Annotated in this window: 15 protein-coding genes; 11 read left to right on the forward strand and 4 right to left on the reverse strand. The window is 57.6% G+C overall.

Going from position 1 to position 16039, the window contains the following annotated elements:
- Window positions 1-7 precede the first annotated feature (7 nt).
- A complete protein-coding gene (locus QZH36_RS17605; protein ID WP_301730766.1) occupies window positions 8-532 on the reverse strand; it encodes a GNAT family N-acetyltransferase in 525 nt (174 codons plus the stop codon).
- Between the two features lie 218 nt (window positions 533-750).
- Here QZH36_RS17605 and QZH36_RS17610 point away from each other — a divergent pair, with 218 nt between their 5' ends.
- Window positions 751-2430, forward strand: a complete 1680-nt coding sequence (locus QZH36_RS17610; protein WP_301289833.1) for a sensor histidine kinase — start codon at window positions 751-753, stop codon at window positions 2428-2430.
- Between the two features lie 24 nt (window positions 2431-2454).
- Complete coding sequence (locus QZH36_RS17615; RefSeq protein WP_253459540.1) at window positions 2455-3183, forward strand: LytR/AlgR family response regulator transcription factor; 729 nt, start codon at window positions 2455-2457, stop codon at window positions 3181-3183.
- A 28-nt stretch (window positions 3184-3211) separates the two neighbouring features.
- Here the strand turns inward: QZH36_RS17615 and glk are convergent, their stop codons facing one another.
- Complete coding sequence (gene glk / locus QZH36_RS17620) at window positions 3212-4177, reverse strand: glucokinase (RefSeq protein WP_125290855.1); 966 nt, start codon at window positions 4175-4177, stop codon at window positions 3212-3214.
- A 181-nt stretch (window positions 4178-4358) separates the two neighbouring features.
- On the reverse strand, window positions 4359-6005 hold the full coding sequence (locus QZH36_RS17625; RefSeq protein WP_301730767.1) for an alpha-keto acid decarboxylase family protein: 1647 nt from the start codon (window positions 6003-6005) through the stop codon (window positions 4359-4361).
- Between the two features lie 200 nt (window positions 6006-6205).
- Here QZH36_RS17625 and mgrA point away from each other — a divergent pair, with 200 nt between their 5' ends.
- Both mgrA and QZH36_RS17635 read left to right on the forward strand, forming a co-directional pair.
- A complete protein-coding gene (gene mgrA / locus QZH36_RS17630) occupies window positions 6206-7195 on the forward strand; it encodes an L-glyceraldehyde 3-phosphate reductase (protein WP_301730768.1) in 990 nt (329 codons plus the stop codon).
- A 155-nt stretch (window positions 7196-7350) separates the two neighbouring features.
- Window positions 7351-7692, forward strand: coding sequence for a DUF2502 domain-containing protein (locus QZH36_RS17635; protein WP_253459530.1), 342 nt, complete (start codon window positions 7351-7353; stop codon window positions 7690-7692).
- A 53-nt stretch (window positions 7693-7745) separates the two neighbouring features.
- On the opposite strand, the gene QZH36_RS17640 is transcribed toward QZH36_RS17635, so the two are convergent.
- Window positions 7746-8984 carry an Nramp family divalent metal transporter gene (locus tag QZH36_RS17640; protein WP_253459527.1) on the reverse strand — a complete coding sequence of 413 codons (1239 nt, stop codon included), beginning with the start codon at window positions 8982-8984 and terminating at the stop codon, window positions 7746-7748.
- Between the two features lie 363 nt (window positions 8985-9347).
- Between QZH36_RS17640 and QZH36_RS17645 the strand changes: the two genes are divergently transcribed.
- From QZH36_RS17645 to QZH36_RS17675, 7 genes are all read left to right on the forward strand, one after another.
- Window positions 9348-10535, forward strand: coding sequence for a NupC/NupG family nucleoside CNT transporter (locus tag QZH36_RS17645; protein WP_253459524.1), 1188 nt, complete (start codon window positions 9348-9350; stop codon window positions 10533-10535).
- Between the two features lie 270 nt (window positions 10536-10805).
- Entirely contained in the window at window positions 10806-11192 is a 387-nt protein-coding gene (locus QZH36_RS17650; protein ID WP_301730769.1) for a hypothetical protein, read from the forward strand.
- Window positions 11170-11328 carry a hypothetical protein gene (locus tag QZH36_RS17655; RefSeq protein ID WP_253459520.1) on the forward strand — a complete coding sequence of 53 codons (159 nt, stop codon included), beginning with the start codon at window positions 11170-11172 and terminating at the stop codon, window positions 11326-11328. Before QZH36_RS17650 ends, QZH36_RS17655 begins: the two co-directional genes overlap by 23 nt.
- Before the next feature lie 410 nt (window positions 11329-11738).
- Entirely contained in the window at window positions 11739-12821 is a 1083-nt protein-coding gene (locus QZH36_RS17660; RefSeq protein WP_301730770.1) for an LLM class flavin-dependent oxidoreductase, read from the forward strand.
- Window positions 12821-13807, forward strand: coding sequence for an ABC transporter substrate-binding protein (locus QZH36_RS17665; RefSeq protein WP_301730771.1), 987 nt, complete (start codon window positions 12821-12823; stop codon window positions 13805-13807). The genes QZH36_RS17660 and QZH36_RS17665 overlap by 1 nt, the downstream gene beginning before the upstream one ends.
- Entirely contained in the window at window positions 13800-14393 is a 594-nt protein-coding gene (locus QZH36_RS17670) for a cysteine dioxygenase family protein (RefSeq protein WP_301730772.1), read from the forward strand. Before QZH36_RS17665 ends, QZH36_RS17670 begins: the two co-directional genes overlap by 8 nt.
- Window positions 14386-15990 (forward strand): rhodanese homology domain-containing protein, encoded by a 1605-nt coding sequence (locus QZH36_RS17675; RefSeq protein ID WP_301730773.1) that lies wholly within the window; start codon window positions 14386-14388, stop codon window positions 15988-15990. Before QZH36_RS17670 ends, QZH36_RS17675 begins: the two co-directional genes overlap by 8 nt.
- The last annotated feature ends 49 nt before the right edge of the window (window positions 15991-16039 follow it).

Genomic DNA, 16039 nt, shown 5'->3' on the forward strand with positions numbered 1-16039 from the left:
AGCCGAATTAATCAGATTCCAGCTTGCCGAACAGCCAGTCGTCAACCCACTCGCCGCGCAGCAGATAATTTTCCCGCAGCGTGCCCTCAAGCCGGAAGCCGTTTTTTTCCAGAACGCGTCGCGAAGGCCAGTTGCCCTCCACCACCTGCGCGGTCAGCTTGTGGAAGCGACACTGGCTGAGCAGGTAAGCGGCCATCGCGCCAAGCGCCTCGCTGCCGTAGCCCTCGCCGGTATAGCGGTTCAGCAGCGAGTAGCCGACTTCGGCCTGCCGCCAGGGCGTCCATTCCGCATTCGCGCCTATCAGCCCTATCGCTTCGCCGCTTGCCCGCAGCCGCACAGTTAAACAAAGCATATGCAGGCTGGTTACCTGCCAGGGCTGTAGTCGGGTCTGAAAGCGCTGCCGGATATCCGCCAGCTGCGGGACGGCGCTGATAAACTGCATACTGACGGGATCGCTGTGCACCTCGTGGAACAGCGACCAGTCTTCCGGCTGGAGCTTTTCCAACAGCAATCTTTCGGTCGTTAATTGCATGATACATCCCCTTTTTGTTACCAGGGTTTCCCCTTTTCACCCAGGCTTTGCAGCGAGGCTACCTTGATACCTTACGCACGGCTAATCGTAACAAAATTGATCCAGACAGGGATTGACTGAAATCGGCGCGCGCTTGCCTGGCGCATCCCGCTCGCTTTCCTTATTATGTCGCTACTGTTTCTCCGCCAGCCGAGGCGCCCGTGCATTCGATGTTTGAGATGTTGCTTGCGGTATTAGATCGCGCCGCTCTTATGCTTATCTGCCTGTTTTTTATGACACGCACCCGTCATTTTCGTCAACTGTTACAGAAAGATGAGCACTCACGTCAGGAGCTGGTGGCGGTAACGGCTATCTTCTCGCTGTTCGCGCTGTTTGGCACCTGGAGCGGCATCAACGTTGACGGCTCGCTGGTGAACGTGCGCACCATCGCGATTATGGCTGGCGGTATCCTGTTTGGCCCGTGGGTCGGTATTGTGACCGGCGTGGTGGCCGGGCTGCACCGTTTTTTAATCGATGTCCACGGCGTCACCTCGGTGCCCTGCCTGATCACCAGCATTATCGCGGGCGTTGCCGCAGGCTGGATTAACCTGAAGGTCGCCAAAGCGCGGCGCTGGAGCGTCGGCATTATCGGCGGCATGCTGTGTGAGTCGTTAACGATGATCCTGATCCTGGTCTGGGCCAGACCTTACGCGCTGGGCCTGGCGATCGTCGAAGAGATCGCCGTGCCGATGATCCTGGGCGCGGTCAGCATCGGCCTGATCGTGCTGCTGATCCAGAGCGTCGAGGGCGAAAAAGAGGCGATAGCCGCCCGTCAGGCCAAGCTGGCGCTGGATATCGCCAATAAAACGCTGCCGCTGTTTCGCCAGGTCAACAGCCGTTCGCTGCGTAAAGTCTGCGAAATTATTCGCGACGATATCAGCGCGGATGCGGTTGCCATCACCAACAAAAATCAGATCCTGGCCTATGTTGGCGTTGGCGAGCAGAATTACCGCGAAGGCGACGACGGCATCAGCCCGACCACGGCCAGAGCTATCGCCAATGGCGAAATCATTATCCGCAACAACGATGAGGCGCACCGCACGCCGGAAATCCATTCAATGATTGTGATCCCGCTGCGGGAGCTGGGCGAAGTCACCGGCACGCTGAAAATTTACTATCGCCACGCGCACCGCATTACCTGGTCGCTGCGGGAAATGGCCATCGGTCTGTCGCAAATTATCTCCACGCAGCTGGAAGTTTCCCGCGCCGAACAGCTGCGTGAAATGGCGAATAAGGCCGAGCTACGCGCGCTGCAAAGCAAAATAAACCCGCACTTTCTGTTTAACGCGCTGAACGCCATCTCGTCGTCGATCCGCCTGAATCCCGATACCGCCAGGCAGCTGATCAGCAACCTTTCGCGCTATCTACGTTACAACCTGGAGCTGAACGACGACGAAATCATTGATATTAAAAAAGAGCTTTATCAAATCAAAGATTATATCGCCATCGAACAGGCGCGTTTTGGCGATAAGCTGACGGTCATTTATGAAATTGACGAAGACATCAGCTGCTCGCTGCCCAGCCTGCTGATCCAGCCGCTGGTGGAAAACGCCATCGTGCACGGCGTACATCCCTGTCGCGGCAAAGGTGTGGTCACCATCAGCGTGCAGGATGCGGGCGAGCGGATACGTATTGCGGTGCGCGATACGGGCAACGGCATCAGCGAAGAGGTGATCCAGCGCGTGGAGCGCAACGAGATGCCCGGCAACAAGATTGGCCTGCTCAACGTGCATCACCGCGTCAGGCTGCTTTACGGCGAGGGGCTGCATATTCACCGTCGCCATCCGGGCACCGAAATTGCTTTTTATATCACCAAAAAAGGGGCGACTCTGCCCGAACGTGTTTCACTGACGGCTTAGGGCCGCATTCACCGGGAAAGCGATGTGAAAGCCATTATTGTCGAAGACGAATTTCTGGCGCAGCAGGAGCTGAGCTGGCTGATCCGCCAGCACAGCCAGCTGCAAATCGAGGCCACGTTCGACGACGGGCTGGACGTGTTGAAATATCTGCAAAACCACCAGCCGGACGTCATCTTTCTGGATATTAATATTCCGTCGCTGGATGGCGTGCTGCTGGCGCAAAATATCAGTAAATTCGCCCATCGTCCGCATATCGTTTTTATCACCGCCTATAAAGAGCACGCGGTAGAGGCCTTCGAGCTGGAGGCGTTTGACTATATCCTTAAGCCCTACCATGAAATGCGTATTATCACCATGTTGCGCAAGCTGGAAAATACGCTACAGCAGGCCGCTTCCGGCGGCACAGACAGCCCGCGTAGCCAGGTGCATACCATTAACCTGACGCGGGACGAGCGCATTATCGTGACGGATATCAACGATATTTATTACGCCGAAGCCCATGAAAAAATGACATTTGTTTATACGCGGCGGGAGGAGTACGTGATGTCGATGAATATCACCGAATTTTGCAGTCGGTTGCCCGAAGAGGCTTTTTTCCGCTGCCATCGTTCTTACTGCGTGAATCTGAGCAAAATCCGCGAAATTGAACCCTGGTTTAACAATACCTATATTCTGAAGCTGCGCGACCTGGAGTTTCAGGTGCCGGTCAGCCGCAGTAAAGTGCGGGAGTTTCGCCAGCTGATGCGGCTGTAAAAAAGGCCGGAAAACCGGCCTTTTTTGCTTACAGAATGGTGCCTAACGTCTGACGCAGATGCGCGCCCGCGCCCAGCAGGCCAGGCTTTTCATGCGTAATCAGGTAGACAGGAATATTCTGCACGTAATCTTTAAAACGGCCCTTGTCTTCAAAAGCGGCACGGAAACCCGAGGCTTTAAAGAATTCCAGGAAGCGAGGCACGATGCCGCCAGCGATATAGACGCCGCCGAAGGTGCCCATGGTCAGCGCCAGGTTACCGCCGAAACGGCCCATGATCACGCAGAACATCGCCAGAGCTCGACGGCAGTCGGTGCAGCTGTCGTCCAGCGCGCGCTGAGAAACGTCCTTCGGCTTCAGATTCTCCGGCACGCGGTTGTCGGCTTTGACAATCGCGCGGTAAAGGTTGACCAGGCCCGCGCCGGACAGCACGCGCTCGGCGGACACGTGGCCCAGCTCTTCGCGCAGCACTTCCAGGATCAGATCTTCCTCTTCGCTGTTGGCGGCGAAATCCACGTGGCCGCCCTCGCCCGGCAGGCTCACCCAGCGTTTATCCACATGAACCAGATGCGCCACGCCCAGACCGGTTCCGGCGCCGTAGACGGCGACCGGTTTGTCTTTAACCGGCGTCGTGCCGCCAAACTGCATCACGTCCTGCTCGGTCAGCATCGGGATCGCCATCGACACGGCAGTGAAGTCGTTGATGATCTCAAGATGATCAAAGCCCAGATTCGCCTTCATCTTGCTGGTGGAGAAAGCCCAGTCGTGGTTGGTCATATCCACCCAGTCATCGGTGATCGGGCAGGCGATGGCGATGCAGCCATCCGTGACATCCTGCTGCTGCTCGGCAAGATAAAAACGGATGACTGCCTCAAGGCTATCGTAGTCTGCTGTGGAGAACGTTTTGGCTTGTGAGATGGCACCGTTCTCGACTTCGCACAGTGCCAGGCGCGCATTGGTGCCGCCTACATCACCTACCAAAGCATACTTAGTCATTATTGTTTTGCTCCGCTTACGTCATTTGTACACACTATAAATTTCCCCCACTCAAACAACAACGCCCAACCCTCACGGGCGAACGTAAAATCGCGCTGCGACCGACTACCTTACCTGCACTGGCCGCAATTTCCCACGGGCATCAATCTGAATCTGGCGTCTGAATCCGTTATCAGATTTTTCAGGACGCGTTGCGCTTGTCCAGCGCCGCCGTTACCGCCTGCAAAAGGGGCGGCACATCCAGCTGCGGCAGCATAACCTCCACCAGCGAGAGACGCGAGGTCTGTTCAATCACTTTTACCACTTCCTGCAATTGAGCGCTCTCTTCTACCCGCCAGCTTTGCGCCTCGCCGCGCGTGCTCAGCGCCTGCGGCAGCTGTGTCCAGTTCCACTGAGCAATGTCATTGTAGCGCTGATGCTCGCCGTGAATAGCCCGCTCAACAGTATAGCCGTCATTATTAAGAATAAAGACGATCGGTTTCAGGCCGTCGCGCAGCATCGATCCCAGCTCCTGGATGGTCAGCTGGGCCGCTCCGTCGCCGCAGAGCAAAATCACGCGCCGCGCCGGACAGGCGAGCTGTGCACCCCAGGCGGCGGGCAGCGTAAAGCCGATCGATCCCCACAGCGGCTGACAGATAAAGGTAACGTCTTCAGGCAGCCGCAGCGCCGCCGCGCCAAACGCGGCCGTGCCCTGATCGGCCAGCACGATATCGCCGGGACGCAAAAAGTCCTGCATGATGCGCCAGAACGCATTCTGACTCAGTGCGCCAGCGGTCAGCTCGGGCAGCGCCGGCGGCAGCGCCTGCACATCGCGCCAGCCTTCGCCATAGCGTGTTGCCAGCTGATGCAACACGGCAACGGCATCCTTCATGGCGATCTGACTGAACGTCTGTGTACCAACCCGGCAGCGATACAGGCCAATATCAATATTACGTAGCGGATCGATATGCTGAGTGAACCCGGCAGTGATGGTATCCGTCCAGAGCGTGCCGACGGTGATCACCACGTCGCGCTGTTCGATATGCCGCTGCGTATCGCCCGCGCTGGCGGCGCCTGAGTAGGTGCCGACAAAGCCCGGCTGCTGTTCCGGCAGCACGCTTTTGCCCATCAGCAAGGTTGAAAAAGGCAAAGCCGTTGCCGTTACCAGTTTATGCAGCGGCTCACGCATTGCGGCGCGATCGGCAAGAAAATCGGCCAGCAGCGAGACGCTTTCAGCTTCCGCCAGCAGGGCTTCCGCCGCCGCGCTGAAGGCATCCAGACTGCTTTGCAGCGATTCGGCCCGGTAAGTCAGCGTGCCGATGGGCGGCTGGATGGGCGCTTCCGCCACGTCCGTGGGCATAAAGAGGTAAACGGGACGATGTTCGCGCAGCGCGGTCAGCAGCAGCCGATCGATTTCCGCCGCCGCGTTTTCTCTGGTCAATACGGCCTGCGCCACGGTGACCTCACGGGCAATGCGTAGAAAATGCGCGTAGTCGCCGTCGCCCAGCGTATGGTGCAGTAACAGCTTCTCTTCCTGCGCCGCGCTGGCTGGCGCGCCGACAATATGGATAACCGGCAGATATTCGGCATAGCTGCCCGCCACGCCGTTTAAGGCACTCAGTTCACCCACGCCGAAAGTGGTGAGCAGCGCCGCCGCGCCGCGACAGCGCGCATAGCCGTCGGCGGCATAGGCCGCGTTCAGCTCGTTGCTGCTGCCCGCCCAGGCAATCTTTTTGCTGGCGATAACGTGATCCAGAAACTGCAAATTGTAATCGCCCGGCACGCCGAACAGATGCCCGATGCCGATTTCCTGCAGACGCAGCAACAGATAGTCTCCAACGCTTTGCATGGCTTTCTCCTCTGATAGGTTGTAATGAGTATTGCGCATCCTTTGCGCGCCATGTGAAATCCGTCGTCGCCCGCGATGGCAAGCAAAGATGACGCCTGAGACTTTTCCGCAAGTTGCGATCCGCCGCGCGAACCGGTTCGGTGTAACCGTATACACTGCTATGCTCATTTTGCCTTTCCTTCTGAGCACAGGAACTTTTCATGGTTTATCAGCCTGACGAAAATCGTTATCAGACAATGAGTTATCACCGCTGCGGCCGCACCGGCCTGAAGCTGCCCGCCGTCTCGCTCGGCCTGTGGCATAACTTTGGCGACAGCACGCTGGTAGAGAACAGCCGCGCGCTGCTGCGCCACGCTTTCGACCAGGGCATTACCCATTTTGACCTTGCCAATAATTACGGCCCGCCGCCCGGCTCGGCAGAAGAAAACTTCGGTCGCATTCTGCGTCAGGATTTCGCTTCGCTGCGCGACGAGCTGATTATCTCTTCCAAAGCGGGCTATACAATGTGGGACGGGCCTTACGGCGACTGGGGCTCACGTAAATATCTGATCGCCAGCCTCGATCAGAGCCTGAAGCGTATGGGCCTGGACTATGTCGATATTTTTTATCACCACCGTCCCGATCCGGAAACGCCGCTGGAAGAAACCATGACCGCGCTGGATCACCTGGTGCGCCAGGGGAAAGCGCTTTACATCGCGCTTTCTAACTATCCGGCGCAGCTGGCGGCGGAGGCCATTGCCATCCTGAAGCAGCTGGGTACGCCCTGTTTGATCCACCAGCCGAAATACTCCATGTTTGAACGCGCGCCGGAAGACGGCCTGCTGGATGTGCTGCAGCAGCAGGGCGTGGGCTGTATCGCTTTCTCACCGCTGGCGGGCGGCGTGCTGACCGATCGTTATTTGCAGGGCATTCCGGAAGATTCACGCGCCGCCAGCGGCAGCCGTTTCCTCAGCAGCGAGCAGCTGACGCCGGAGAAGATGGAGAAAGTGCGGCAGCTGAACGAGCTGGCGCAGCAGCGCGGCCAGAAACTGTCGCAAATGGCGCTGGCTTGGGTACTGCGCGGCGGTCGCGTCACGTCAGTGCTGATCGGCGCCAGCAAAACCAGTCAGATAGACGATGCCATAACGATGCTGAACCAGCGCGAATTCAGTCAAAGCGAGCTGGATCGCATCGACGCGATCCTCGCCTGATCCCTTTGCCGCCGCGTCCTGCGGCGGCCTGTCTTACTGACATTTCCTTTAACACTTTTTCGACACTTTTAGGAATTAGCCAGGCGAAACCCCTGCGCTCTCCTTATAATACTGGCATCAGGGCGGAGCAGTTGTGCCGCTGATAAGGAGAGAAAATGAAACATCTATTGCTTATTGCCGCTTTGCTGGCAGGTTCAGCCTTACACACAGCACAGGCTGACAGCGCCCGGATTATGTTAGCGCCGGGCGTTTCGCTTCATCTGGGCGATCGCGATCGTCACGGGCGTTACTGGGACGGCGGCCGCTGGCGCGAAGGCCACTGGTGGCGCAACAACTATCGCTATGGCGAAGGCCGCTGGTGGCGCCATGAACAGTGGCGCCGTCAACAGGAGATGCGTCAACGGCATGAATGGCGACGCGACCAGCGCTGGCGCGACCACGAACGGCAGCGCGAATGGCGTCACGAGCGGGATCGTCACCACGACGGACGCTGGTAAAAAAAAGGGTGCTCACAGGAGCACCCTTTTTCACTTGTTGCTTAGCGTCTCGCCTAAAGCTCCATCGCTATAGATATCAGCAGATAGAAGTTCAGCGCCACCACCACCACCACGATAACCTTGCCTGCCGCCTGCATCAGGCGCGAGTTCACCAGTTCGCCCATCAGTTCGCGATTGCCGGTAAAAGAGAGCAGCGGGATAAGCGCCAGCGCGATACCGAAGCTGAGCAGCACCTGGCTCATCACCAGAATGCGCGTCGGCTCCCAGCCAGCCAGGATCACGATAAACGAGGGCAGCATCGTCACAACACGCCGCACCAGGAGCGGAATACGTATATGGATAAAGCCCTGCATTACCACCTGCCCCGCCATCGTTCCCACTACGGTGGAAGAGAGTCCGGCCGCCAGCAGGCTCAGACCGAAGACTATGGCCGCCGCACGGCCCAGCAGCGGATCGAGCGTCAGATAGGCCTGATCCAGATCCGCGATGCCGGTATGGCCGCTGAAGTGAAAAGCCGCCGCCGCCGTCGCCATCATCGCCAGATTCACAAATCCCGCGATGGTCATGGCGACCGCCACATCCAGTTTTGTCGAGGAGTAGCGCTCTGCGCGGCTGCCGCCGTCAGGGCTTTGCGTTAAGGAAGAGTGCAGATAAATCACGTGCGGCATAATCGTTGCGCCCAGCACGCCCGCCGCCAGCAGCACCGCATCGGCGGTCGGCAGCGTCGGCACGGCAAGGCCCTGCATCAGATCCATCACTTTTGGCTGAGAGAAAAACAGCTCGATCACATAGGCCGCCGCCACAAACAGCAGCAGGCCGCCGATGACCAGTTCCAGCGGCTTCTGGCCCCGGCTTTGCAGCATCAAAATCAGGAACGTCACCACGCCCGTCAGCACCGCACCCTGCAGTAAACTGACGCCAAAGAGCAGCTTAAAGCCGATAGCCGCGCCGATAAACTCGGCCAGGTCGGTGGCCATGGCGATAATTTCCGCCTGGATCCAGTAGAACCATACGGCAGGACGCGGAAAGCGATCGCGGATATGCTCCGCCAGGTTTTTGCCGGTGGCGATGCCCAGCTTAGCGGACATTAACTGGATCACCATCGCCATGATATTGGCCCAGACCACCACCCACAGCAGCTTATAGCCATAGGAAGCGCCAGCCTGGATATTGGTCGCGAAGTTGCCGGGATCGATATAGCCAATCGCCGCAATAAAAGCGGGCCCCATCAGCGCGAATTTGATTTTACGGGAACTACGGACCGTCTGCTCCGCGGTGCGGCCTTCAAACATCGTCTTACCCCTTAATACACCCGAGGAAGGTATTGTCATTCAAATGATAATGATTATCAACATCATTTGTACTGGTTAAACTTATCGCTGTAATAGCCTACGCTAAAAAGTATAGCCTTTGCTATACCCAAAGGTAGCGTTTCGTGTGGCCGATTTGTAAGCGATAAACTTACTTTAGGTTAAAAAGTATTCCCCCACAAGTTGACGGGTGGTTTTTTAAACAGTATCAGGATGTGACAGGAAAGCAGAATGTCGATTTAAGCCGATAGGAATTTATTATATTGAGGCTTTAGTCTCGTTTTTCTGCAACTTGTTACATAGAATGTGCAGCGAAATATAACAGCCTTCAAATTTGGAGCACTCATGTCCCGCATTCTGCATTTTGCTTTGGCGCTGGTGGTGGTGACGTTACTGGCCTTACTGGTCAGCAGCGATCGGAAAAATATCCGCGTCCGTTTTATTATTCAGCTTCTGGTGATCGAGGTGCTGCTGGCCTGGTTCTTCCTGAACTCCGAAATCGGCTTAGGGTTTGTCAAAGGCTTTGCCGGCTTCTTCGACAAGCTGCTGGGCTTTGCCGCTCAGGGCACCAGCTTTGTCTTTGGTGGCATGAACGATAAAGGCCTGGCGTTCTTCTGGCTTAACGTACTCTGCCCTATCGTCTTTATCTCCGCCCTTATTGGTATTCTGCAACACTTCCGTATTCTGCCCGTGGTTATCCGGGCAATCGGCACCGTGCTGTCAAAAGTCAACGGCATGGGTAAGCTGGAATCTTTTAACGCGGTAAGCTCGCTGATTTTGGGACAGTCAGAAAACTTTATCGCCTATAAAGATATTCTGGGCAAAATGTCGCAGCGCCGCATGTACACCATGGCCGCTACGGCGATGTCGACCGTATCGATGTCCATCGTCGGCGCCTATATGACCATGCTCCAGCCGAAATATGTGGTGGCCGCGCTGATCCTGAATATGTTCAGCACCTTTATCGTGCTGTCGTTGATCAACCCGTACCGCATCGAAAACGAAGAAGACCTGAAGCTGAACGATCTGCATCAGGGACAGAGCTTCTTTGAAATGCTGGGCGAATATATCCTTGCCGGTTTCAAAGTGGCGGTCATCGTCGCCGCGATGCTGATTGGCTTTATCGCGCTGATCTCTGCCGTCAATACGCTGTTTGATACGATTTTTGGTATCAGCTTCCAGGGCGTGCTGGGCTATGTGTTCTATCCTTTTGCCTGGGTAATGGGCGTGCCCGCCAGCGAAGCGTTGCAGGTCGGCAGTATCATGGCGACCAAGCTGGTTTCCAACGAATTCGTGGCGATGATCGACCTGCAAAAAATTGCCGGTACTCTGTCGCCGCGCGGCGAAGGCATCCTTTCCGTGTTCCTGGTTTCTTTTGCCAACTTCTCCTCTATCGGCATCGTGGCGGGCGCTATCAAAGGCCTGAACGAAGAGCAGGGCAACGTAGTGTCGCGCTTCGGCATGAAGCTGCTGTACGGTTCGACGCTGGTTAGCGTGCTCTCCGCTTCCATTGCAGGCCTGGTGCTGGGCTGATAGCGGTCTGGCTCGACAAGAAAGGCGAATCTCCGGGTTCGCCTTTTTTTTGCGTATCGTCTCGCAGTAAAACATTTTATGTCGCGCATCCGGGAAGAGCGCCTTTAACCCATAACAAAAGTAATGCTATAAAGCAGCCCATGAGACTCAGGATGAGGATTTGTTATGGCGGGCTGCCACTATGAAATCTTACATAGCGAGCTGCAAGGATTTGATGTCTACAGGACGATGGATATCAGATTTATGTTTGCTGCCCAGGTAAATCGGCAGATGACTTTCCGATTGGCCTTTTTTGCGAAAGCGGCAGCCGAAATACCGCTACTCATAAAGCTGTTCGGTGATGATGTAGCCAGCGCCAACCTGGCCGTCGTCAGCTTTTACAACCTTGAAGCACAGGATAATCCCGACTGCGATATGTTCGACAGGCCGCCAGCCGCCGCCGCGCTTACGCTACATGAAACGCTGTTTTTTTACGCGTCTCTGATCGACATCATTCTGCAGGTTGCCAGGCGAGAAAACATACAACTCCTGGCCTTCCAGGCGTATACTCCTCAACTGATTAAAGTTTACGATCGGCTGGTCAGGCAGCAGGCTGGCCCGCGCAACCTCAGGGTATTTAAAGAAGGAGCGAACTATGTGCTACAAACGGACAATTGAAACCCCAACCCAACATATTGATTTCGACGCTATCCGCATGCAAAAAAAGGCAATGATTAGGCAGCTCCTGCAGGCGAAGAAAAAAGCGGAACAGGCAGGCGAGATAGTCAGCAAGCCTTTTAAGATGGGTGACTGAAAGCTTTTGCCTTTCCTGACCCGCCTTTCGCGGGTCGGTTCGATAAGCCTCCCAGGCTTCCGGCGCGCTGCTTGCTTCGCGTTATTTTCTTAGTCAGCACGCCTTCTCTTTTAATCAGCACGCCGCAGCATTCAGCCAACACACCGCAGCGTTAAATCAGTGCACCTCGGCATTTAGCCAGCGTCTCGCCCGTTTAGCTAAAACACAACAGCGTTTATCCAGCGTCTCGCCCGTTTAGTCAACACACCGCAGCGTTTAGCCAGCGGCTCGTTCGTTATGCGCCAAAAGCCGCCTTCGCCATAGCTGTTTTTTAACTTTCCTCAGCATATATAAGAATTTCACAGCTTACGTCTCTGAAAGTAGGGTTCCTTCTACGCCCTTTTCTGCCCGCCCACTTCGGAGAATTCAGGATGAGCATTCAGTTTCTTGGCATGATCGGCCATCGCCTGGCCTCGGAAATCATTCCGCCCAGCGGCCCCATTTTTAACAAACAGTATATCGCCGACTTCGCCCGCGCCCATGAACAGGCCGGCTTCGATCGCGTTCTGGTCGGTTACTGGTCAGATCAGCCCGACGGCTTTCTGGTCACCGCCCACGCGGCGGCACATACCTCAAAAGTGAAGTTCCTGCTGGCGCACCGTCCCGGCTTTGTCTCCCCTACCCTTGCCGCCCGCAAGCTGGCGACGCTGGATCAGCTGACCGATGGCCGCCTGGCGGTGCATATCATCAGCGGCGGCAACGATGCCGAACAGCGTCGCGACGGTGATTACCTTAACAAAGCCGAACGCTATGCGCGCACCGATGAGTTTTTGCAGGTGCTGAAAAACAGCCTCATGGCCGAAGCGCCTTTCGACCATCAGGGCGAGCTTTATCAGGCTGAACAGGCTTTTTCCGCCGTCAAGCCGCTACAGCCGCAGCTGCCGGTCTATTTTGGCGGTTCCTCGCCGGAAGCGATTAGCGTGGCGGCGAAACATGCCGACGTTTTCGCGCTGTGGGGCGAACCATTGGCGGGCGCGGCCGAAACCGTGCGTACGGTACGTGCCGCCGCCGCTCGCCATGGTCGACAGATCGGTTTTAATATCTCTTTCCGTCCGATTATCGCCGCGACCGAAAAAGAAGCCTGGGAAAAAGCGGAGTATATACGCGAAACGGCCCGGCAGAAGCTGCTCGCTACCGGCCACGACTTCGGCCTGCCAAAACCGCAGAGCGTCGGTGCGGAACGGCTGTTCGCCGCTGCTAACGAAGGCGATCGCCTGGATAAAAATCTGTGGACCGGCATCGCCAAACTGGTCGGCGGCGGCTATAACTCCACTTCGCTGGTCGGCACGCCGGATCAGGTTTCCGACGCGCTACTGGATTACTACAACCTGGGCATCGAAAGCGTGCTGATCCGGGGTTTCGATCCGCTCAACGACGCGCTGGAGTATGGCAAAGAGCTGATCCCGCTGACGCGCGAAAAAGTTGCGGCGCGCCGTGTCGCAAGGAGCGCCTGATGCGTGTGGTCGTCGCCATCCTGCTTTCGGTTATGGCTGGCGCCGCTACGGCGGCAGAAAAAGTGACGCTGCGCCTGGGTGACGTTAAGGGCGATCGCTTTATTTCGCTACGAGAGTCCGGCGAGCTGAATAATTTACCTTATGAGCTGAAACTGACCTCATTTGACTCCGGCGCGCCGGTACAGGAAGCGCTGAATGCCGGCGCGCTGGACGTAGGTTTTACCGGCGATCTGCCTTTCCTGTTTGTCTATGCCGCCGGCGCGCCGGTGAAGGCGGTAGGCGCATGGCAAAACAATCCCGACAGCATCGCCCTGCTGACGCGGCCAGACAGCGGTATTCACAAGCTGAGCGATCTGAAAGGCAAACAGATCGCCGTTAATCGCGGCGGCTGGGGACACTATCTGGTGCTGGGGCTGCTTGAGCGCGCCGGGCTGAAGCCCGCCGACGTTAAGCTGCGTTTTCTTGGCCCGGTTGATGGCCGCGCCGCGCTGGCCAGCCATGCCGTAGATGCCTGGGCGACCTGGGAACCCTATGTCTCTTCGGCTATCGTGGTGGATAACGCGGTACTGGTGCCGCAGGGCGGCGGCAAGGGCATTCTTTCCGGCTATTCGTATGCGCTCGCCCGCGAGGAAGCGTTAAAGGATCCGGCTAAACGTCAGGCGATCGCCGATCTTCAGGGCCGACTGGCCAAAGCGCAGATCTGGGCGATACAGCATCCGGCAGCCTTTGCCGACGCGCTGAGCAAATCGCTGGGGATGCCGCCCGCCATTACGCAGCGCTGGATCGCCAGCGCGCAGATCCGTCCGGTCAATTTCACGCCCATGCTGGCGGATTCGCTCCAGCATTCCGCCGACTTTTTCTTACGTTACCGCGTGCTGCCGAAAGCGGTGAATGTCCGCCAGGCTTTCGATTATCAGCTGGCGGGCCAGGCTAATCAGGCGGCCGCCGGATTAACACAGCCTGCCGGGGAGAACAGCCATGAGTAACCTTCAGCACCATCGTTTGCGCGCCTTTGTCGGCGATCTGGCTACGCTGCTGGACACAAAGCCTCCAGAACAGCGCGTGCTGCAAGAAGGCAGCGAGCTGCTAAAACAGCTTATCCGCCACGATGACTGGCTGGCTGAGCCTTTTGCGCAGACCGATCCGCAGCGCTATCAACAATATCTGCTGTATGCCGACGCGCAGCAGCGCTTTTCTGTTGTCAGTTTCGTCTGGGGAGCGGGCCAGTCAACGCCGGTGCACGACCACCGGGTCTGGGGGTTAATTGGCATGCTGCGCGGCGCGGAAGTTGCGCAGCACTTTCGTCGTGATGAGCAAGGCGCACTCTGGCCCGAAGGCGAGCCCGTTCGCCTGAATGCTGGCGACGTAGAGGCCGTTTCGCCTGAGGTGGGTGATATCCACCGCGTCAGCAACGCTTTTGCCGATCGCCCCTCCATCAGCATTCACGTTTACGGCGGCAATATCGGCGCGGTGAAACGGGCCGTTTATGACGAGGACGGCAGCGAAAAACCGTTCATCTCCGGCTATAACAACGCTTTTTTACCAAATATTTGGGATCTCTCACATGGCTAAGCAATCACTGCCTTTACGTCACTACAGCGATATTCGCTACGCCCTGCTCCAGCGCCAGGAAACTGCGCTGCTGGACGTGCGGGAAGAGGCTTATTACGCCGAAGGCCACCCGCTGTTTGCCGCTAATATTCCCTTGTCGAAGCTGGAACTGGAGATAATTAACCGCGTCCCACGCCTGGCGACGCCCGTCACGCTGTATGACAACGGCGAAGGCCTGGCGCAGGCCGCCGCCGAAAGGTTAATCGCGCTGGGCTACAGCAACGTGGCGCTGCTGGCGGGCGGCCTGCAGGGCTGGATCGAAGCGGGCGGCGAACTCTTTATCGACGTCAATTCGCCGAGCAAGGCGTTTGGCGAACTGGTCGAAAGCCGTGCCCACACGCCTTCGCTGCCCGCGCAGGAGGTCCATGCCCTGCTGCAAAGCGGTGAGCCGGTAGTGGTGCTGGACAGCCGCCGCTTTGACGAATATCAGACCATGAGCATTCCGGGCGGCATCAGCGTGCCGGGCGCCGAGCTGGTGCTGCGGGTCAGGGATCTGGCCCCGTCGCCGGAAACAAAAATTATCGTCAACTGCGCCGGACGCACTCGCAGCATTATCGGTACGCAGTCGCTGGTCAATGCGGGCGTGCGTAATCCGATTTATGCGCTGCGCAACGGCACCATTGGCTGGACGCTGGCCGGGCTGGCGCTGGATCATCAGCAGAACCGCCGTTACGGCGAGGTGAGCGAAACCGCGCAGCTTCAGGCCGCACGCAGCGCCCGGAAGGTTGCCGATCGCGCTGGCGTCAGGCAGATTACGCTCGCTGATTTGACCGCTTTGCGGCAGCAAACCCAGCGCACGGTTTATCTGTTTGACGTGCGCGACGCCGAAGAATACGCAGCGGGTCATTTACCCGGCGCTCGCCACGTGCCGGGCGGCCAGCTGGTGCAGGAAACGGATCACTATGCCAGCGTGCGTGGTGCAAAAATCGTGCTGGTTGACGACAAAAAAGCGCGCGCCGATATGAGTGCCTCCTGGCTGACGCAGATGGGCTGGGACGTTGCGGTTGTGGATAATATCAGCCGACAAGATTTTATCGAGCACGGCGACTGGAAACCCACGGTGCCGCCCCTGCCCGCCCTGCCGGAAGTGGAGCCAGCCGGGCTGGCCGCATGGCTGGAAGCGGGCGACACGCAGGTGCTGGATTTCACCACCAGCGCGAACTATGTGGCGGGCCATATCCCCGGCGCGTCCTGGCTGCAACGCTCGCTGCTGACGCGGACGGGCAGCGCTGCGCTGCCGCCGGCAGAGCGTTACGTGGCGACCTGCGGCAGCAGCCTGCTGGCTCGCTACGCCGTGGAAGAGCTGTCCGCGCTGACGCAAAAACCGGTAACGGTTCTTAAAGGCGGCAACGCAGCCTGGCGAGCTGCCGGTTTACCCATACAGCAGGGTGAAACAAGACTTCTGCAACCGCGGGACGATCGCTACCGTCGCCCTTATGAAGGCACCGACAACGCCGCCTCTGCGATGCAGGCCTACCTTGACTGGGAATATGGCCTGATTGCGCAGCTGGATCGCGACGGCACGCACGGTTTTAACGTCCTTACGCCCTCCGCCTGACTTTGCCAGGCCGTGTTGAAGCGGCCTGGTTTCCCGCCCGCCGCTTTTC

Origin of the sequence: Erwinia wuhanensis (genome assembly GCF_030484085.1) — a bacterium.
Classification (GTDB): domain Bacteria; phylum Pseudomonadota; class Gammaproteobacteria; order Enterobacterales; family Enterobacteriaceae; genus Erwinia; species Erwinia aeris.